At 58.7% G+C, this 15,705-nt stretch carries 27 protein-coding genes and 1 tRNA gene; 4 read left to right on the plus strand and 24 right to left on the minus strand.

The window, feature by feature from the left end; translation table 11 throughout:
• The first annotated feature begins 250 nt into the window (after positions 1 to 250).
• The 4 genes from Q0J54_RS06525 to Q0J54_RS06540 all read left to right on the plus strand — a co-directional run bounded on the left by Q0J54_RS06525 (position 251) and on the right by Q0J54_RS06540 (position 3,085).
• Entirely contained in the window at positions 251 to 421 is a 171-nt protein-coding gene (locus tag Q0J54_RS06525; protein WP_296304658.1) for a hypothetical protein, read from the plus strand.
• A 752-nt stretch (positions 422 to 1,173) separates the two neighbouring features.
• Positions 1,174 to 1,374 carry a hypothetical protein gene (locus Q0J54_RS06530; protein WP_296304659.1) on the plus strand — a complete coding sequence of 67 codons (201 nt, stop codon included), beginning with the start codon at positions 1,174 to 1,176 and terminating at the stop codon, positions 1,372 to 1,374.
• A 25-nt stretch (positions 1,375 to 1,399) separates the two neighbouring features.
• Positions 1,400 to 1,954 carry an antirestriction protein ArdA gene (locus Q0J54_RS06535; protein WP_296304660.1) on the plus strand — a complete coding sequence of 185 codons (555 nt, stop codon included), beginning with the start codon at positions 1,400 to 1,402 and terminating at the stop codon, positions 1,952 to 1,954.
• Positions 1,955 to 2,050: 96 nt separating this feature from the next.
• Positions 2,051 to 3,085, plus strand: coding sequence for a site-specific integrase (locus tag Q0J54_RS06540; RefSeq protein WP_296304661.1), 1,035 nt, complete (start codon positions 2,051 to 2,053; stop codon positions 3,083 to 3,085).
• 281 nt (positions 3,086 to 3,366) lie between these two features.
• Here Q0J54_RS06540 and Q0J54_RS06545 read toward each other — a convergent pair.
• The 24 genes from Q0J54_RS06545 to rpsC form a co-directional block, all read right to left on the minus strand.
• Positions 3,367 to 3,450 (minus strand) — tRNA-Leu (locus Q0J54_RS06545).
• 46 nt (positions 3,451 to 3,496) lie between these two features.
• On the minus strand, positions 3,497 to 4,555 hold the full coding sequence (gene selD, locus Q0J54_RS06550) for a selenide, water dikinase SelD (protein ID WP_296304662.1): 1,059 nt from the start codon (positions 4,553 to 4,555) through the stop codon (positions 3,497 to 3,499).
• Between the two features lie 64 nt (positions 4,556 to 4,619).
• Positions 4,620 to 5,021, minus strand: a complete 402-nt coding sequence (rplQ, locus tag Q0J54_RS06555) for a 50S ribosomal protein L17 (RefSeq protein ID WP_296304663.1) — start codon at positions 5,019 to 5,021, stop codon at positions 4,620 to 4,622.
• Entirely contained in the window at positions 5,011 to 6,054 is a 1,044-nt protein-coding gene (locus Q0J54_RS06560) for a DNA-directed RNA polymerase subunit alpha (RefSeq protein WP_296304664.1), read from the minus strand. Before Q0J54_RS06560 ends, rplQ begins: the two co-directional genes overlap by 11 nt.
• 12 nt (positions 6,055 to 6,066) lie before the next feature.
• The gene (gene rpsD, locus Q0J54_RS06565; RefSeq protein ID WP_296304665.1) at positions 6,067 to 6,693 is read right to left on the minus strand and encodes a 30S ribosomal protein S4; all 627 of its coding nucleotides are present in this window, start codon (positions 6,691 to 6,693) and stop codon (positions 6,067 to 6,069) included.
• A 34-nt stretch (positions 6,694 to 6,727) separates the two neighbouring features.
• Complete coding sequence (gene rpsK / locus Q0J54_RS06570; RefSeq protein WP_296304666.1) at positions 6,728 to 7,117, minus strand: 30S ribosomal protein S11; 390 nt, start codon at positions 7,115 to 7,117, stop codon at positions 6,728 to 6,730.
• 37 nt (positions 7,118 to 7,154) lie between these two features.
• A complete protein-coding gene (gene rpsM / locus Q0J54_RS06575) occupies positions 7,155 to 7,523 on the minus strand; it encodes a 30S ribosomal protein S13 (RefSeq protein ID WP_296304667.1) in 369 nt (122 codons plus the stop codon).
• 14 nt (positions 7,524 to 7,537) lie between these two features.
• Positions 7,538 to 7,651 carry a 50S ribosomal protein L36 gene (gene rpmJ, locus Q0J54_RS06580; protein ID WP_005027799.1) on the minus strand — a complete coding sequence of 38 codons (114 nt, stop codon included), beginning with the start codon at positions 7,649 to 7,651 and terminating at the stop codon, positions 7,538 to 7,540.
• A gap of 148 nt (positions 7,652 to 7,799) precedes the next feature.
• A complete protein-coding gene (gene map, locus Q0J54_RS06585) occupies positions 7,800 to 8,594 on the minus strand; it encodes a type I methionyl aminopeptidase (protein ID WP_296304668.1) in 795 nt (264 codons plus the stop codon).
• A 15-nt stretch (positions 8,595 to 8,609) separates the two neighbouring features.
• Positions 8,610 to 9,923, minus strand: a complete 1,314-nt coding sequence (secY, locus tag Q0J54_RS06590) for a preprotein translocase subunit SecY (protein ID WP_296304669.1) — start codon at positions 9,921 to 9,923, stop codon at positions 8,610 to 8,612.
• Positions 9,924 to 10,019: 96 nt separating this feature from the next.
• Positions 10,020 to 10,484, minus strand: coding sequence for a 50S ribosomal protein L15 (rplO, locus tag Q0J54_RS06595; RefSeq protein ID WP_296304670.1), 465 nt, complete (start codon positions 10,482 to 10,484; stop codon positions 10,020 to 10,022).
• Between the two features lie 25 nt (positions 10,485 to 10,509).
• Entirely contained in the window at positions 10,510 to 10,686 is a 177-nt protein-coding gene (gene rpmD / locus Q0J54_RS06600; protein WP_296304671.1) for a 50S ribosomal protein L30, read from the minus strand.
• A gap of 2 nt (positions 10,687 to 10,688) precedes the next feature.
• The gene (rpsE, locus tag Q0J54_RS06605; RefSeq protein ID WP_296304711.1) at positions 10,689 to 11,174 is read right to left on the minus strand and encodes a 30S ribosomal protein S5; all 486 of its coding nucleotides are present in this window, start codon (positions 11,172 to 11,174) and stop codon (positions 10,689 to 10,691) included.
• Between the two features lie 25 nt (positions 11,175 to 11,199).
• Entirely contained in the window at positions 11,200 to 11,559 is a 360-nt protein-coding gene (gene rplR / locus Q0J54_RS06610; RefSeq protein WP_296304672.1) for a 50S ribosomal protein L18, read from the minus strand.
• A 13-nt stretch (positions 11,560 to 11,572) separates the two neighbouring features.
• Positions 11,573 to 12,112 carry a 50S ribosomal protein L6 gene (gene rplF / locus Q0J54_RS06615; RefSeq protein WP_296304673.1) on the minus strand — a complete coding sequence of 180 codons (540 nt, stop codon included), beginning with the start codon at positions 12,110 to 12,112 and terminating at the stop codon, positions 11,573 to 11,575.
• A 10-nt stretch (positions 12,113 to 12,122) separates the two neighbouring features.
• Entirely contained in the window at positions 12,123 to 12,503 is a 381-nt protein-coding gene (gene rpsH, locus Q0J54_RS06620) for a 30S ribosomal protein S8 (protein WP_296304674.1), read from the minus strand.
• A 183-nt stretch (positions 12,504 to 12,686) separates the two neighbouring features.
• A complete protein-coding gene (locus Q0J54_RS06625; protein WP_296304675.1) occupies positions 12,687 to 12,872 on the minus strand; it encodes a type Z 30S ribosomal protein S14 in 186 nt (61 codons plus the stop codon).
• 9 nt (positions 12,873 to 12,881) lie between these two features.
• Positions 12,882 to 13,421, minus strand: a complete 540-nt coding sequence (rplE, locus tag Q0J54_RS06630) for a 50S ribosomal protein L5 (RefSeq protein ID WP_296304676.1) — start codon at positions 13,419 to 13,421, stop codon at positions 12,882 to 12,884.
• A gap of 9 nt (positions 13,422 to 13,430) precedes the next feature.
• The gene (gene rplX, locus Q0J54_RS06635; protein WP_296304677.1) at positions 13,431 to 13,763 is read right to left on the minus strand and encodes a 50S ribosomal protein L24; all 333 of its coding nucleotides are present in this window, start codon (positions 13,761 to 13,763) and stop codon (positions 13,431 to 13,433) included.
• Between the two features lie 9 nt (positions 13,764 to 13,772).
• The gene (gene rplN / locus Q0J54_RS06640) at positions 13,773 to 14,141 is read right to left on the minus strand and encodes a 50S ribosomal protein L14 (protein WP_006008423.1); all 369 of its coding nucleotides are present in this window, start codon (positions 14,139 to 14,141) and stop codon (positions 13,773 to 13,775) included.
• A gap of 11 nt (positions 14,142 to 14,152) precedes the next feature.
• Positions 14,153 to 14,416 carry a 30S ribosomal protein S17 gene (gene rpsQ, locus Q0J54_RS06645; protein ID WP_296304678.1) on the minus strand — a complete coding sequence of 88 codons (264 nt, stop codon included), beginning with the start codon at positions 14,414 to 14,416 and terminating at the stop codon, positions 14,153 to 14,155.
• Positions 14,417 to 14,427: 11 nt separating this feature from the next.
• A complete protein-coding gene (gene rpmC, locus Q0J54_RS06650) occupies positions 14,428 to 14,649 on the minus strand; it encodes a 50S ribosomal protein L29 (protein ID WP_296304679.1) in 222 nt (73 codons plus the stop codon).
• Positions 14,649 to 15,062: a 50S ribosomal protein L16 gene (gene rplP / locus Q0J54_RS06655; RefSeq protein ID WP_296304680.1), complete on the minus strand. Its 414-nt coding sequence runs from the start codon at positions 15,060 to 15,062 to the stop codon at positions 14,649 to 14,651. The genes rpmC and rplP overlap by 1 nt, the downstream gene beginning before the upstream one ends.
• A complete protein-coding gene (rpsC, locus tag Q0J54_RS06660) occupies positions 15,062 to 15,703 on the minus strand; it encodes a 30S ribosomal protein S3 (RefSeq protein WP_296304681.1) in 642 nt (213 codons plus the stop codon). Before rpsC ends, rplP begins: the two co-directional genes overlap by 1 nt.
• Positions 15,704 to 15,705 lie beyond the last annotated feature (2 nt).

Consider the following 15,705-nt stretch of genomic DNA (forward strand, 5'->3'; position numbering starts at 1 on the left):
ATGTCATGTCTGCTCATAACAAACAGGAAAGCAGGAGTCATTCAAGATGTCCAGCTTTTTTAGAAACAGCCCCTAGGCGGGCTTTTTGCGTATCTAAAAACTTGAATTGGAGTAGCCGTCATGACAGCACAAGAGGTTTTACAATCCTACCTTGTGCAGCCGCCACGGAACCGCCTGCCGCCGTCCATAGGGAACTTACGGAACCTTGACAAAGGAAAGGAAAAAAACAACCTTATGAATAGGAGAAAATATGCTGAAATACTGGTCAAATGCTTTCATGACAACAGGCGCGGCAATGTCTGCGACGGCTGTTTTTGCCGGGCCTAACTGGCAATGGGGCTGTATTGTGGGAGTCTTTTTGATTTTCCTTGGGGCCTTTTTGCATGGTCTTACGTTGTCCACGAAAGGGGGTAGAAAATGAGTGCTTATATCGCTGTTGGCATAGGGGGCTTTATCATCTTCTGTGCGTTGCTTGTTCTGCATAAGACAGGACATATAAAGTAGCCGCATCCAACAAAACACCCAACCCCAAGCCCGCTTAGGTTCCGCCTAGGCGGGCTTTTTGCGTATCTGCTAAGAGGAGTACCATATCATGACAGCACAAGAGGTTTTACAATCCTACCTTACTGCACTACTTACCTGCCCCGTCATTCTTGACCATCTGCCCGCCTGCCCTACCGACTGCCCGCACAAGGTGACGTGCGAAGAAAAAGATAGGGCTGTAGATGCCATTCTCTTAGAACTTGCCGGAGGTGAAATATGAATGGTCTTTTTTGCTTTATCTTGACCAGTACGGCCAAGTTTTCACTGTCCGCGAATCTGTAGGAAGACGTCATGAAGCCGCATGGGCTGGCAAGTATCGCCGCAAACATTGTCCTTTTGGCCGCCGTTCTGTATGGCGGCCTTTTTTATGCTCTTGTGATGGAGTGAAGCTATGCCACAATGTTACCTTGTACGTACAGAGACAATAGAAGGGAAGCGACCACGCTACTCCATAAACGGCAAGCGCGTGTCGGAAGAAACTTACTGGGAGACATACGACAGACTGACGCGCTTTGCAGATTTTTCGGTTCTCTGTCTTCCGTCTGGACGTGTAAAGCGCTCACTATCAGGAGTGTATAGCATGTACGAACGAACGGACTTGACATACTGAGAAAAGAAAGGAGTACGACTATGATTAACTATGTACTTTCCTATATCGTCGACGATAACGGCCATGCCGTGCGCTGGTATGTCGACGGCAAGCGCGTGTCTCGTGAGGCATACTACGATGTAGAGCGTAAGTGTGGCTGCTTTGACACCTTCTACACGCAAAGACTCCAAAGTTGTAGATGGAAGCGTAGCGGCTATGGCAATCTGCGAGAAAGCGACTAGAAAAGAAAAGCAAAAGGAACAGAAAATGAGCACGGAACACAATCGCATATACGTAGCTTCCCTTTCCGACTATAACGGCGGTATCCTGCATGGAGTCTGGCTGACCCTTGATAATTTTTCTTCGGTTGATGAGATATGGGAAGCTATCAACTCCATGCTTGCCACGTCCCCTACCGCGAAGGCTACCGGACTGCCCTCGGAAGAGATAGCTATACACGACTATGAGGGCTTCTATGGCCTCCGCATAGGCGAACAAGATAGCATATCCAACATCTGGGAAGCCCACGAACTGCTGGAAAGCCTCGACGATCCTGAAGCCTTCGCGGAATGGCTGTGGCATGAAAGGTCTACTGACATATCGGAAGTGACGGAAGAGGCTATGGAGACTTTCCAAGATGCTTTCTGCGGCCGCTATGAAAGCGAAGAGGCATACGCCGAAGAGCTGATAAACGGGATGGGAATACTTGACCATGCGGATGAACTGCTTTCCCGCTATTTCGATTATGAAGCCTTTGCCCGTGACCTCTTCATGCCTGATTACTTCATGACCGACAACGGATACGTCTTTTGCCACTGCTGACAACCAGTCGAACAACTCTCACCAGCACACAAGGCCGCCTCCCATCACAAGAGGCGGCCTTTCTCATATCCACAGTACAACATCGGCGTACGACAGATGAGCAATGACAGTAACGCCCTGCCGCGCGGCATACGGCCTTACAAGCGCGGTTACATCGTAGATGTGTCAATCAACGGCAAGCGCCTTACAAAGACGGCAAAGACGCTCAGGGCCGCTGTAAAGGCCCGTGCCGAACTTGTGGAAGTCATTCAGAAGGAAACAGGCAGGCGCGGTCACTGGACGCTTGCCACGGCCATAGAGCGTACCAAGGAAGCCGTCTGGCAGGGCACGGCATCGTATGACACCGTATGTCACAACTGCCGCAGCCTGGTGGCTTTCTTTGGCCCGTCAACGCCCATTGAGAGCATCACAACTGACGGCATAGACGCCTTCATCCGCCATTGCCAGGCGGACAAGGGCAACAGCGGGGCCACCATCAACCGTAAACTGTCCTGCCTTTCCCGCATCCTCCGCACGGCACACGAACGCGGCAAGCTGGCCGTCCTGCCAAAAATGCCCCGCCGCAGCGAAGGGGAGCACCGCGTCCGCTTCCTGTCCTGCGAAGAGGAGGCCCGGCTAACCATTATTCTGGAACGCCTTGCCCTGCCTGACGTTGAGGACGCCGTGCTTTGCCTGCTCTATACGGGCTTTCGCTGCGGCGAATTGTGGCGTCTTGAGCGCCGCGACATTGACCTTGAGCGTGGCACGCTCACGGCCTGGAAGACCAAGAACCACCATCCGCGCACCATCCCGCTGGTGGAAAAGCTCCGGCCCATCATTGCCCGACGCCTTGCGGCCTGCCCGCATGATACCGACCGGCTCTTTCCGGGCTGCGGCAATGAGTGGCTGCGCCGCCCCTGGGCCATTATTCGCCACCATATGGGGATGGATGATGACCCGCAGTTCGTGCCGCATATGCTGCGTCATACCTGCGCCACACGGCTTTCACAGGCCGGGTTGTCATTGACGCTTATCAAGGAATGGATGGGGCATACCACAATCCAGACGACGGCCCGCTATGCCCACTTCTCACCGGAGGACTTGCGGGCCGCCGCCAAGCTGCTTTCCACCCCCACGCCCGCCGACCGCTGACGTACACGGGAGAGGATACGCCACAATCAAGGCACGCAAATAGACGCTATTTGACTGGAATAATTGGTTGTTTCCTCATTTGCCGCAAACAGGGAATTCCCCGCAAGCGGAACGGGGGCTGAGGATGGGCAAAAAGTTCTGTGAAAACGAAAGGTTAGAGGGATAAACAGGAAGTGAATATGATAGCCCCCCGAAGATTATTGCAGCGCAACCCAATGTGGGGTGACATGCAACCTTCGGGGGGCTATTATTGGGAAGTAACCATAAGGGATTATTGGCTTTGGTGCGAGAGGGGGGAATTGAACCCCCACGGATGAACCGCTGGATTCTAAGTCCAGTGCGTCTACCAGTTCCGCCACTCTCGCCTTGCCCCTCACCTCTAGCACAGAGGGAGAGGGCTCGCAAGGTGGTTCAGCGCAACAACAGGCTGCCCGTGGGCGATCGCGAAGGCAACACTTCCCCAATATCCGCCGCCAGGTCGCCGGCGGCAAGGAGCTCGGCGCTGACCTGCTCGACAAGATCGGGCGGCACTGCCAGCACGAGCCCCCCCGAGGTCTGTGCGTCGAAGATCAGGCTTTCCAGCGCTTCATCGAGTGGGGCGGCATGCTCGGTGGCGGCCGCGCAGTACAGGCGGTTGGCATGGCTGCCCGAGGGGATGAACCCAAGACGGGCATACTCAAGCGCCTGCGGCAGCAGAGGCACGTTCTCCGTATCCACGGCCACACAGACCTCTGAAGCGCGTGCCATTTCCAGCAGGTGTCCTCCCAACCCGAAGCCGGTGATGTCCGTTGCGGCACTCAGGCGATGCGTGGCGATCAGGCGTCCCCCCGCCTTGTTCAGGCGCCCGCACCAGCGGCAAAGTGCCGCTTCCGCCTCTTCCCAGCCATCCCAGCACGCTTTGAGCGCGGTTGACAGCACGCCCGTGCCGATGGGTTTGGTCAAGATCAGCCGTTGCCCGGGGCGCAGCCCGGAATTGACGGCAATGTGCGCCGGGTCGATGAGTCCGCTCACGGCAAGACCGAACTTGAGTTCATCATCCTGGACGGAATGCCCACCCGCCAGCACCGCACCAGCTTCCACAAGCGCCTCCAGCCCGCCCCTCAGGATGCCGGCAAGGATCTCGTCCGGATCGTCGCCGAGCAGGCAGGTGGGGAAACAGCAAATGTTCATGGCCGACCACGGCTCGCCACCCAGAGCGTACACATCGGACAGGGCATTGGCGGCAGCAATGCGGCCAAAGGCCCGCGCATCGTTCACGACGGGTGCAAGCACGTCCACCGTCTGCACCAGCGCCTTGCCCGGAGGCAGACTGACCACCACAGCATCCTCGTTGCGCGCCCGGCCGGCCAGTACCCTGGACTCAAGCTCAGCGGGCAGAGACGCCACAACCGTGGAAAGGATACGCTCCAGAGCCTCTGGAGCAACCTTGGCGGCTCAGCCGGCAGCTCTGGCCTTTTCCAGAAGCTTCATGCGCCTTCTCCATAAAAAAAGGGGCCTGACGGCCCCTTGTGGTCATACATGCACTGCGACTCGCCTAAGCTTCGGCAGCCACCGCTTCAGGAGCGGCAGCAGCCGCTTCAAGGCGGGTCAGTTCAATGATCGCCATGGGGGCGTTGTCACCCTTGCGGGGCATGGCCAGTTTCATGATACGGGTGTAGCCGCCGGGCACGCCGGCGAACTTGGGGCCGATCTCATCAAAGAGATGCTGCACAAGCGCATGGTTGCAAAGCACACGGTAAGCCTGACGGCGAGCATGCAGGTCATTGCGCTTGGCCAGCGTGATCAGGGGCTCCACCACGCCGCGCAGCTCCTTGGCCTTCATTTCCGTGGTACGAATGCGGCCATGAAGAAGGAGCGCCTTGGCGAGATTGTGGAGCAGAGCCTTACGGTGCGACGGCGTACGCGAAAGTTTTCTGCCGGAATTGCTATGCCTCATTTTGCTGCTTCCTTTTCCATTCCTGGTATTTCTTCTCGAAACCGTCAACGCGCATGCCGAAGTCAAGGCCCATGTCGATCAGCACGCTCTTGATCTCGTCAAGCGACTTGCGGCCGAAGTTCTTGGTCTTGAGCATGTCGGACTCGCTGCGCTGCACCAGCTCGCCCACAAGGGAGATATTGGCGCTGCGCAAACAGTTGGTCGCGCGCACGGAGAGTTCGAGATCATCAATGTTTTTGAAGAGATGCTCATTCAGCTCGCCGCTATCGCTGCTGCCGGAATGGCAATCGCCGGAAATCCGCTCATCGAAGTTGATGAAAACGGAGATCTGATCCTTGATGATCTTGGCGCTGTAGGCAATGGCATCTTCAGGGGTGAGAGAGCCATCCGTCCAAACTTCAAGAATGAGTCGGTCGTAGTTGGTCATCTGACCAACACGGGCCTGCTCCACCGTATAGGCAACCTTGCGCACCGGCGAAAAGCTCGAATCCAGCTTGATCAGCCCGATCTCGTCGGCAAGCCCCTCATGCATGTCGGCAGGGACATAGCCCTTGCCCATACGCACCTCAAGTTCCATCTCGAGCGTGATGTCCTCGGTGAGGGTCGCAATGTGCTGTTCGGGGTTCAGCACGGTGACGTGCTGATTTTCCTGAATGTCGGCAGCCGTCACCGCACCCTTGCGATCCACGCGGAGCGTCAGGCGCTGCGGTTCATCGGTATCCATGCGCAGGCGCACCTGCTTGAGGTTGAGCACAAGATCGGTCACATCCTCAAGCACGCCGTGAATGGTCGTGAATTCGTGCTGCACTCCGGAGATCTTCGCAGAGACAAAGGCTGCCCCCTGAAGGGAGGCCAGCAGCACGCGACGCATGGCGTTGCCAATAGTTGTGCCGTATCCGCGCTCCAGCGGCTCGCACACGAACTTGCCGTGGGAGCTGCTGGCCGTCTCATCCTCGCGCACGATCTGATCAGGCTTGACCAGCTCGTTCCAGTTACGCGAATTGATGAGGCGTTCGCCCTGTTTGTTAAGCATGGCTCACCCGCCTTATTTCGAGTAAAGTTCGACGATCAGCTGTTCGTTGACCGGGAACTGGATGTCATCGCGCTGCGGCAGGGCTTTCACCGTCCCCTTGAACGCCGCGCCATCGGCTTCCAGCCAGGTGGGGCAGCCGCGACGCGCCAGCACTTCCTGAGCCTCGGCGATCACGGGAATCTTGCGGTTCTTTTCGGGCACTTCCACCGTGTCGCCCACACGCACCTGAAGGGAAGGGATGTTCACCTTGCGCCCGTTCAGGGTAAAGATGCCGTGGCGGACGAGCTGACGCGCCTGGTTGCGGGAATTGGCAAAGCCCATGCGGTAGACCACATTGTCCAGCCGGCGTTCAAGGATGACCAGCAGGTTGGTACCGGTCACGCCCTTCTGCATTTCGGCCTTTTCAAAGTAGCCGCGGAACTGCCGTTCCAGGATGCCGTAGGTACGGCGTGTCTTCTGCTTTTCACGCAGCTGCACCGCATATTCGCTCACCTTCTTGCGAGCGCGGCCATGCTGACCGGGCGCATAGGGACGACGATCCTGAGCACATTTATCAGTGAAGCAACGGTCGCCCTTGAGGAACAGCTTGCAGCCCTCGCGACGACAGATGCGACATTTGGCTTCGGTATATTTGGCCATGAATCAATCCTCTTGTAGCTGAAGCGTTCCGCAACTAGACGCGACGGCGCTTGGGCGGCCGGCATCCGTTGTGCGGGATGGGCGTCACGTCACGAATGAAAGCCACACGGAAACCGACGGCGGCAATGGCACGCATGGCGGCTTCACGACCGGAGCCGGGACCCTTCACATACACGCCCACGGTGCGCATGCCGTTTTCCTGAGCCTTGCGGGCCGCGGTTTCGGCTGCCACCTGAGCGGCGAAGGGGGTGGACTTACGCGACCCCTTGAAGCCGCTCTGGCCGGAAGAAGCCCAGCTCACAGCGTTGCCACGGGTATCGGTAAACGTAATGATGGTATTGTTGAAAGAAGCCTGGATGTGGGCGATGCCCACAGGAATGTTCTTCTTTTCCCTTTTCTTGACCGCTTTCTTGGGTCTGGCCATGACTGCTATCCCTCAATCTCGTTTGCGCGAAGCATCGTTACTTTTTCTTGCCCACAGCACCACGACGCGGCCCCTTGCGGGTGCGGGCGTTGGTGTGGGTACGCTGACCGTGCACGGGCAAACCGCGACGATGGCGGAGGCCCCGGTAGCAGCCAATGTCCATAAGGCGCTTGATATTGCTGGAAATCTCACGGCGAAGGTCGCCTTCTACCTTGTAGTTCTGTTCGAGTTCCTTACGGATCTCGTTCACTTCATCGGCAGAAAGATCGTCGATATTGCGTTCCCAGTTGACACCCGTGGTGTCGAGGATCTTGAGGGCCGTCGTGCGGCCAATGCCATAAATATAGGTGAGAGCAATGTCCACCCGTTTGCCGCGCGGCAAATCAACACCTGCAATTCTCGCCACAGTACGTCTCCTGCCTAGCCCTGGCGCTGCTTATGCCGGGGGTTTTCGCAGATAACTCGAAGAACGCCCTTGCGCCGGATCACTTTGCACTTGGGGCATATTTTCTTGACGGAAGGTCTGACTTTCATAACACGTCTCCAATTGGCGGCAAGGCCACGCCTTGCAAGCCCGAATTTGCTTGCCGCGATCCCGGCCGGAAATCCGGGCCAGTGGGCTGCTCCTCCCCCAGGATGGGGCGGCAGGAACAGAAACCTTTATCCATCTTTTGTTCGACTGTCAACTACCAATGGTCTGCCGGTTGAGACCACGATCCGAAATGCTCAGGATGCGCGGTCCGTCATGCGTGATGGCGACACTGTGCTCAAAATGCGCAGCCCATTTGCCGTCACGGGTCACCGCAGTCCAGTCGTCATCCAGAATGTCCACTTCATAGGTACCGATGGTCACCATGGGTTCAATGGCGATCACCATGCCGTTCTGGAGGGTAAGTCCCCGCATGCCCGGCTTGAAGTTGGGCACTTCCGGTTTTTCGTGCATCTTCGCGCCGACCCCGTGGCCGACGAAACGACGCACCACATTGAAGCCGGCCGCCTCGACATAGGCCTGGACAGCCGCGCCGATGGCATAGACATCGTTGCCCGCGCGGGCCTGCTCGATGCCCACATAGAGGCTTTCCTCAGTAACCTGCATGAGGCGGTGGGCTTCGGGGCTCACCTGGCCGACAGGGAACGTGCGGGCGGCATCGCCCACAAAGCCCTCGTACACCACGCCCATATCCACGCTCACGATGTCGCCTTCCTCAAGCAGCCGCGGGGAGGGGAATCCGTGAACAACCTGCTCATTGACGGAACAGCAGGTGGCATAGGGGTAGCCGCAGTAACCGAGAAAGGCCGGCTTCACCTTGTAGCTCGCGCACATGTCGCGCGCGATCTCCTCAAAGCGCATGGTCGGCACCCCGGGAGCAACAGCATCCCCGATGGCGTCAAGAATATTGGCAACCATGCGGTTCGCCTCGCGAAGGCAGGCGATTTCACGGTCATTCTTGATGAATGCGCCCTGGTATTTCTTCATGAAACTATCCTTGGCCTACAGTCTTCCGGCCTTGCGAGCCTTGTTCATGAGGCCCTGGTATTGCGTGGAGATCATATGCGACTCGATCTGATTACGGAAGTCCATAGCCACGCCCACAAGGATGAGCAGGCTGGTGCCGCCAAAGTAGAACGGCACGTTGAACCAGCTGTACATGAGCATGGGCAGGACAGACACGATGGAGATATACACGCCGCCCGAAAGGGTGAGACGCGAAAGCACCGTATCGATGTATTCCTGCGTCTTCTCACCGGGACGGATGCCCGGGATGAAGCCACCGTTCTTCTTCAGGTTCTCGGCCATGTCCTTGGGATCAAAGATGATGGCCGTATAGAAGTAGCAGAAGAAGAAGATCAGGGCCACATAGATGACGTTGTACATGATCGTGTGCGGCGCAAAGAAGTCGGCGACACGCTTGACATATTCATTGGTGGCGAACTGTCCGACCGTTGCCGGGAACAGGAGCAGCGACGAGGCGAAGATGGGCGGGATGACGCCGGCCGTGTTGAGGCGCAACGGCAGATGTGTATTCTGCCCGCCGAACATCTTGCGGCCTATCTGACGCTTGGCGTAGCTCACCGGTATGCGGCGCTGCGCGGTCTCGATGAAGACGATGGCCGCCAGCACCACCGCCATGAGCAGCACCACGGCTACCGCCACGAAGATGGACATGCTCCCCGAACTGATCAGCTCGATGGACTGTATGATCCCGCGCGGTATGCCCACGACGATGCCACAGAAGATGATCAGCGAGATGCCGTTGCCGATGCCGCGCTCGGTGATCTGTTCGCCGAACCACATGACCAGCATGGAACCAGTGGTGAAGGTCACCATCGTCAACATGCGGAACTGCCAGCCCGGATCCAGAACGATGGACGAACCGGTAGGACTGCGCATGGCTTCAAGCCCCACGGCGATGCCCAGGCCCTGCACAAGGGTGATGAGCACCGTGAGGTAGCGGGTATACTGCGTGATCTTGCGCCTGCCGGCCTGCCCTTCTTCCTTGGCCATGCGCTTGATGTCAGGGCTGACCACCTGCAGGAGCTGCATGATGATCGACGCCGAGATATACGGCATGACGCCCAGGGCAAACACCGACACGTTGGACAGCGCACCGCCCGAAAACATGTCGAACATGCCGAAAAGCGTTCCCTGCATGCTGTCGATATAGGCCTTGAGGGCTTCGGTGTTGACGCCGGGCACCGGCACATGAACGCCGATGCGGTAGCAACACAGAAGCAGGAACGTCCAGCCGAGACGTTTGACGAGCGAACGCTGCCCGTCCATGTTGTTCACGGTTCCAGATGCCATGCAATACTCGTTCTTTTTGCTCCCGCACACGGCACACGCCTGCCGCCGGCCTCACGGTACGGCGGCACGGCACATGCCTGCGGTCGGACTGGTTACTTAGTTGCTCGCCGGGGCCGCTTCAAGCTCGCTGACTTCGCCTCCGGCGTTGCGGATCTTTTCCGCGGCGGCCTGGCTGAACTTGTGCGCCTGCACCTTGACGGCCACGCAGACTTCGCCACGGGAGAGCACCTTCACAGGCGCGCCCATGCGGGCGAGGCCGCGGGCGTAGATGTCGTCAAGCGTGATCTCGCTCTTGCCGGCAAAGGCTTCCAGCAGGCGGTCAAGGTTGATGACGTCATACGTCACCTTGAACAGGAAGTTCTTGAAGCCGTGCTTGGGAAGACGACGCTGCAAGGGCATCTGACCGCCTTCGAAACCGGGGCGGACACCGCCGCCGGCACGGGCATTCTGCCCCTTGTGGCCCTTGCCCGCGGTGCAGCCAAGGCCGGAACCGGCGCCACGGCCGACGCGACGGCGGGTTTTGCGCTCTTCCGGGAAGGGAAAGAGATTGTGCAACTGCATGATCTATACTCCTCCGGCGCCGCGGTTAGTCGACCACAGCCACCAGGTGCGAAACTTTGGAGATGATGCCCCGGATAGCCGGGGTGTCCTGGAACGTCCTGACCTTTTCGCGACGCTTGAGGCCAAGGGAATCCAACAGCTTGCGCTGCGCAGGGGTGCTGCCGATGCGCGAACGCACGAGTTTGACCTTGATTTCCGCCATGACTACTTCCTCGGGGCTTCCAGCTTCTTGCCGCGCAGCTCGGAGACTTCGTCAGCGCTCCGCAGGGAGACAAGGCCCTGCATGGTGGCCCGCAGCACGTTGTGAGGGTTGTTGGTGCCGATGGCCTTGGCGAGCACGTCGCGCACGCCCACGGCTTCCATGACGGCGCGGACGGCGCCGCCGGCGATGATGCCGGTACCTTCGGAGGCGGGCTTGAGCATGACGCGGCCGGCGCCAAAGCGGGCCAGCACTTCATACGGCAGCGTCCCGTCCACCAGCGGGATCTGTACGCGGCTCTTGCGGGCGCGCTCGGTGGCCTTGCGCAGAGCTTCAGGCACTTCCTGCGCCTTGCCCAGGCCAAAGCCCACGCCGCCCTTGCCGTCGCCGACGACCACAAGCGCGCTGAAGCTGAAACGGCGACCGCCCTTGACGACCTTGGCCACGCGATTCAGGGCAACGATCTTTTCGATTTCACCCAGTTCGTTCATCGGGGTTTCGGTATTTTCACGCATATTAGAACTCCAGGCCGCCTTCGCGCGCGCCGTCTGCCACGGCTTTCACGCGGCCGTGGTAAAGGTAACCGTTGCGATCGAACACCACCTGGCTGATATTCTTTTCCTTGGCCAGACGGGCGATCTCCTTGCCGACCTTGGTGGCGCCTTCAAGATTGCAGTGCACGCCGGCTTCGGTCTTGGCAAGCTGCAGGGTGGAGGCGGAAACAAGGGTCGCGCCTTCGATGTCGTTCACGATCTGCGCATAGATGTGCATATTGGAACGGTAGACCACCAGACGCGGACGGTCCGGGGTGCCGTTGACCTTCTTGCGGATGCGGATCTTGCGGCGCTGACGGGATTCATTCTTGGAAAGTTTCATGTGCGCCCCCTACCTACTTCTTGCCGCCGGACTTACCGACCTTGCGGCGGATGATCTCGGTGGTGTACTTGATGCCCTTGCCCTTGTAGGGTTCAGGCTTGCGGATGCGGCGAATCTTGGCCGCCATTTCGCCCACGAGTTCCTTGTTGATGCCGGTGAGCGTCAGCACCTGACCTTCGGCGCTGGCCTTGATGCCCTCGGGCAGCTCCACGATGACCGGGTGGGAATAGCCCACGGAGAGTTCGACCATATTGCCCTTGACGGCCACACGATAGCCGACGCCCACGACTTCAAGGGACTTGGAGAAGCCCTTGGTGACGCCTTCGATGCAGTTGGCAAGAAGGGTGCGGCGCAGGCCGTGCTGGGCGCGGCACTGGCGGGTCTCCTCGCGGCGGGTGATGACCACATGCCCGTCGGCGAGTTCATAGTTGAGCAGGCTGCACACAGGGGTGCTGACGGCGCCCTTGGGTCCCTTCACTTCCACAACATCCGTGCCGATCTTCACTTCAACGCCGTTCGGCACGGCAATAGGCTGTTTTCCAATACGAGACATGGTGCACCGCCTACCAGATTTCACACAGAAGTTCGCCGCCCACCTTCTTTTCATGGGCGGTCATGCCGTCCAGCACGCCGCTGGACGTGGACAGAATGCAAATGCCGAGGCCGTTCTGCACCTTGGGGATGTGATGGGCGCCCACGTACACGCGACGGCCGGGGGTGCTCACACGCTTGAGGCCGGAAATGGCGGCCTTCCCCTTGAGGTACTTCAGGGTGATGGTGATGTTCCGCTCATCCATGGCCACGTCTTCGACGTAACCTTCCCGCTTGAGGATGTCGGCAAGCGCCACTTTCATCTTCGAGCGCGGCACATTCACTTCCTTGTGCAGGGCCAAATGTGCGTTGCGGATACGGGTCAGCATATCCGCAATAGGATCTGTCATCATCGATAGCTCCTGACTACATGTTTTGCACGCGGGGTTGTCGGCCCCATGCCGATACTTCCCGACGTGAATCTGTCGTCTTTACCCCATGAATGCGTAAATTGCAAGTCCCGCGGGCAGGAACGACGCCAGCAAAAAGGGGACGGACACCAGTCCGTCCCCTTGCCGTCAATACGGGCGATATGCTTACCAGCTCGACTTGCGTACGCCGGGAAGCTCACCGCGAAGGGCCATGTTGCGGAAGCAGATACGGCAGATCCCGAACTGGCGCATGAAGGCGCGCGGACGTCCGCAGATGGGGCAGCGGTTGTAGGCGCGAGAGCTGAACTTGGGCTTGCGCCGGGCTTTGACTTCAAGAGAGGTGCGCGACATAGCTTACTCCTACTTGCGAAAGGGCATGCCCAGCTGATCGAGGAGGAACTTGCCTTCCTTGTCGGTGCTGGCGGTGGTCACAATGGTGATGTTCATGCCCTTGGGATTTTCCACACGATCCACTTCCAGTTCGGGGAAGATGGTGTGCTCCTTGATGCCGAGGGTGAAGTTGCCGCGACCGTCGAAGCCACGATCCGGGATGCCGCGGAAGTCGCGCACGCGGGGCAGGGCAAAGTTCATCAGCTTGTCCAGAAAGTCCCACATGCGATCCTTGCGCAGGGTGACGCGAGCACCGATGGGCATGCCTTCACGCAGCTTGAAGGAAGCGATGGACTTCTTGGCGCGCGTCACCACGGCCTTCTGTCCGGCAATGGCGGTCAGTTCGGCCACGGCCTCTTCCATCAGCTTGTTGTTCTGGCTGGCGGCGCCCAGACCGATATTCAGAGAGATTTTCTGAACCCCGGGCAGTTGCATGGGGGAGCTGTAATTGAACTCCTTCTGCAGTACCGGAATCACCTTCTCCCGATAAATCTTTTCAAGGCGGGTCATCGTATCACCTTATTCCATGACTTCGTTGCACTCTTTGCAGAAGCGCACTTTCTTGGTTTTGCCCTCGGACTCAATGTACTTGTAGCCCACGCGGGTCGGCTTGGCGCACGCCGAGCAGACAACCATCACATTGGAGACGTGGATGGGCATCTCCTTCTCCACGATGCCGCCGGGCTGCTGCGCGTAGGGGTTGGGGCGCATGTGGCGCTTGGCCATATTCACCTTTTCCACCAGCACACGATCCTTCTTCTTGAGGATCTTCAGCACCTTGCCGACCTTGCCCTTGTCCTTGCCGGTGATGACCATCACCTTGTCGTCCTTGCGGATGCGATACGCTTTCATAGTCATCTCCTACAGCACTTCCGGAGCAAGGGAAATGATCTTCATGAAGTTGGCGGCGCGCAGCTCGCGGGCCACGGGGCCGAAGATGCGGGTCCCCACGGGTTCGCCCTGGTTGGAGAGCAGCACGGCGGCGTTGCCGTCGAACTTGATGTAGCTGCCGTCCATACGACGCACTTCCTTGGCGGTGCGCACGATGACGGCCTTCATCACGTCACCCTTCTTGACCTTGCTGTGAGGCATGGCTTCCTTGACGGACACCACGATGATGTCGCCCACGGAAGCGTAACGACGGTGAGAACCGCCGAGCACCTTGATGCAGGCCACCTTTTTGGCGCCGGAGTTGTCGGCAACCTGAAGCGTAGATTCTACCTGGATCATGGCGATTACCCTTACACAGCCTTTTCAATGATGGAGACCAGATGCCAGCGCTTGTTGCGCGACATGGGACGGAACTCCACGATTTTGACCTTGTCACCCATACCGCATTCGTTCATGGGATCATGAGCCGTGAACTTCTTGCGGCGCCTCACATACTTCTTGAGCAGAGGATGCTTCACCAGCGTTTCAACGCGCACGACAATGGTCTTGTCGTTCTTGTCGCTGACCACGATGCCGGTAAGCGTTCTGCCCTTGCGATCTTCCAGAGCTTGCATGGTTCAGCCCTCTAGTCCTTTTCGTTCAGTACGGTGGAAATGCGCGCCACCAGACGGCGGGTCGCCTTGAGCTCGGAGGTCTTTTCAAGCTGCGCGGTGGCATGCTTGAAACGAGCCGTCATCAGAGCCTCGCGCTCTTCGGCCAGCTTGGAACGCAGTTCCTCGGCGCTCAGCTTGCGCAGATCGGCAGCCTTGAGCGTGTTGGCCTTCTTATCGGTCTTCTTGGCAGCCATTACAGCCCCTCCCTCACCACAATAATGGTCTTCACGGGCAGTTTGTGGGCGGCGCGGGTCAGAGCCTCGCGGGCCAGCTCAAGGCTGACGCCCTTGATTTCATACAGGACGCGACCGGGCTTGACCGGCGCGCACCAGCCCACCGGAGCACCCTTACCGGAACCCTGACGGGTTTCCAGAGGCTTGGCGGTCACGGGACGGTCGGGGAAGACGCGGATCCACACCTTGCCGCCACGCTTGATGTGACGCATCATGGCAATACGGGCGGCTTCGATCTGCTGGCTGGAGAGCTGGCCGTGCTGCACGGCCTTGAGGCCGATATCGCCAAAGGCAATGGTGGCGCCACGGGAGGCGAGGCCGCGCAGACGACCCTTCTGCCATTTACGGAATTTTACTTTCTTGGGCGCGAGCATTACTGATCAACCTCTTTGTCAAGGATTTCACCCTTGTAGATCCACACCTTGACGCCAATGATGCCGTAGGTGGTGCGCGCTTCGGCAAAGCCGTAGTCGATGTCGGCGCGCAGGGTCTGCAAGGGCACGCGGCCATCACGATACCATTCGGTACGGGCGATCTCCGCACCGGCCAGACGGCCGGCGCAGGTCACCTTGATGCCTTCGCCGCCGAACTTGCGGGCCATGGTCACCGTGCGCTTCATGGCGCGGCGGAAGGCCACGCGGCGTTCCAGCTGCTGGGCGATGTTTTCGGCCACCAGCTGCGCCTCGATCTCGGGACGGCGGATCTCATTCACTTCCAGCGAGAATTCGCGACCGAACTTGTGGCGCAGGTCGTTACGCAGCTTTTCGATCTCCACGCCCTTGCGGCCGATGACGATGCCGGGACGAGCCGTGGAAAGGATCAGGCGCACCTTGCCGCCGGCGCGTTCGATCTCGATCTTCGCCAGGCCCGCATGATAGAGGAGCTTCTTGACGAAGGCGCGAATCTTGCTGTCCTCGTAGACGAAGGCGGGGTATTCCTTCTTGCTGAACCAGCGGGACTGCCAGTTCTTGTTGTACCCAAGCCGGAAGCCAAACGGATGTACTTTCTGACCCATAG

It is taken from the genome of uncultured Desulfovibrio sp. (genome assembly GCF_944324935.1).
Classification (GTDB): domain Bacteria; phylum Desulfobacterota; class Desulfovibrionia; order Desulfovibrionales; family Desulfovibrionaceae; genus Desulfovibrio.

Excerpts from the sequence above, each read along its gene's own strand:
- rpmC (WP_296304679.1), bottom strand. The coding sequence starts at position 14,649 with ATGGCTGCCAAGAAGACCGATAAGAAGGCCAACACGCTCAAGGCTGCC.
- rpsK (WP_296304666.1), bottom strand. The coding sequence starts at position 7,117 with ATGGCCAGACCCAAGAAAGCGGTCAAGAAAAGGGAAAAGAAGAACATT.
- secY (WP_296304669.1), bottom strand. The coding sequence starts at position 9,923 with ATGGCATCTGGAACCGTGAACAACATGGACGGGCAGCGTTCGCTCGTC.
- Q0J54_RS06560 (WP_296304664.1), bottom strand. The coding sequence starts at position 6,054 with ATGCTTAACAAACAGGGCGAACGCCTCATCAATTCGCGTAACTGGAAC.
- rplP (WP_296304680.1), bottom strand. The coding sequence starts at position 15,062 with ATGCTCGCGCCCAAGAAAGTAAAATTCCGTAAATGGCAGAAGGGTCGT.
- rpsH (WP_296304674.1), bottom strand. The coding sequence starts at position 12,503 with ATGATGACAGATCCTATTGCGGATATGCTGACCCGTATCCGCAACGCA.
- rplN (WP_006008423.1), bottom strand. The coding sequence starts at position 14,141 with ATGATCCAGGTAGAATCTACGCTTCAGGTTGCCGACAACTCCGGCGCC.
- rplE (WP_296304676.1), bottom strand. The coding sequence starts at position 13,421 with ATGACCCGCCTTGAAAAGATTTATCGGGAGAAGGTGATTCCGGTACTG.
- rplQ (WP_296304663.1), bottom strand. The coding sequence starts at position 5,021 with ATGAGGCATAGCAATTCCGGCAGAAAACTTTCGCGTACGCCGTCGCAC.
- Q0J54_RS06530 (WP_296304659.1), top strand. The coding sequence starts at position 1,174 with ATGATTAACTATGTACTTTCCTATATCGTCGACGATAACGGCCATGCC.
- Q0J54_RS06525 (WP_296304658.1), top strand. The coding sequence starts at position 251 with ATGCTGAAATACTGGTCAAATGCTTTCATGACAACAGGCGCGGCAATG.
- rpsD (WP_296304665.1), bottom strand. The coding sequence starts at position 6,693 with ATGGCCAAATATACCGAAGCCAAATGTCGCATCTGTCGTCGCGAGGGC.
- map (WP_296304668.1), bottom strand. The coding sequence starts at position 8,594 with ATGAAGAAATACCAGGGCGCATTCATCAAGAATGACCGTGAAATCGCC.
- Q0J54_RS06625 (WP_296304675.1), bottom strand. The coding sequence starts at position 12,872 with ATGTCGCGCACCTCTCTTGAAGTCAAAGCCCGGCGCAAGCCCAAGTTC.
- rplO (WP_296304670.1), bottom strand. The coding sequence starts at position 10,484 with ATGCAGTTGCACAATCTCTTTCCCTTCCCGGAAGAGCGCAAAACCCGC.
- rpsQ (WP_296304678.1), bottom strand. The coding sequence starts at position 14,416 with ATGCAAGCTCTGGAAGATCGCAAGGGCAGAACGCTTACCGGCATCGTG.
- Q0J54_RS06540 (WP_296304661.1), top strand. The coding sequence starts at position 2,051 with ATGAGCAATGACAGTAACGCCCTGCCGCGCGGCATACGGCCTTACAAG.
- rpsE (WP_296304711.1), bottom strand. The coding sequence starts at position 11,174 with ATGAACGAACTGGGTGAAATCGAAAAGATCGTTGCCCTGAATCGCGTG.
- rpmD (WP_296304671.1), bottom strand. The coding sequence starts at position 10,686 with ATGGCGGAAATCAAGGTCAAACTCGTGCGTTCGCGCATCGGCAGCACC.
- Q0J54_RS06535 (WP_296304660.1), top strand. The coding sequence starts at position 1,400 with ATGAGCACGGAACACAATCGCATATACGTAGCTTCCCTTTCCGACTAT.
- rplX (WP_296304677.1), bottom strand. The coding sequence starts at position 13,763 with ATGAAAGCGTATCGCATCCGCAAGGACGACAAGGTGATGGTCATCACC.
- rpmJ (WP_005027799.1), bottom strand. The coding sequence starts at position 7,651 with ATGAAAGTCAGACCTTCCGTCAAGAAAATATGCCCCAAGTGCAAAGTG.
- rplF (WP_296304673.1), bottom strand. The coding sequence starts at position 12,112 with ATGTCTCGTATTGGAAAACAGCCTATTGCCGTGCCGAACGGCGTTGAA.
- rplR (WP_296304672.1), bottom strand. The coding sequence starts at position 11,559 with ATGAAACTTTCCAAGAATGAATCCCGTCAGCGCCGCAAGATCCGCATC.
- rpsC (WP_296304681.1), bottom strand. The coding sequence starts at position 15,703 with ATGGGTCAGAAAGTACATCCGTTTGGCTTCCGGCTTGGGTACAACAAG.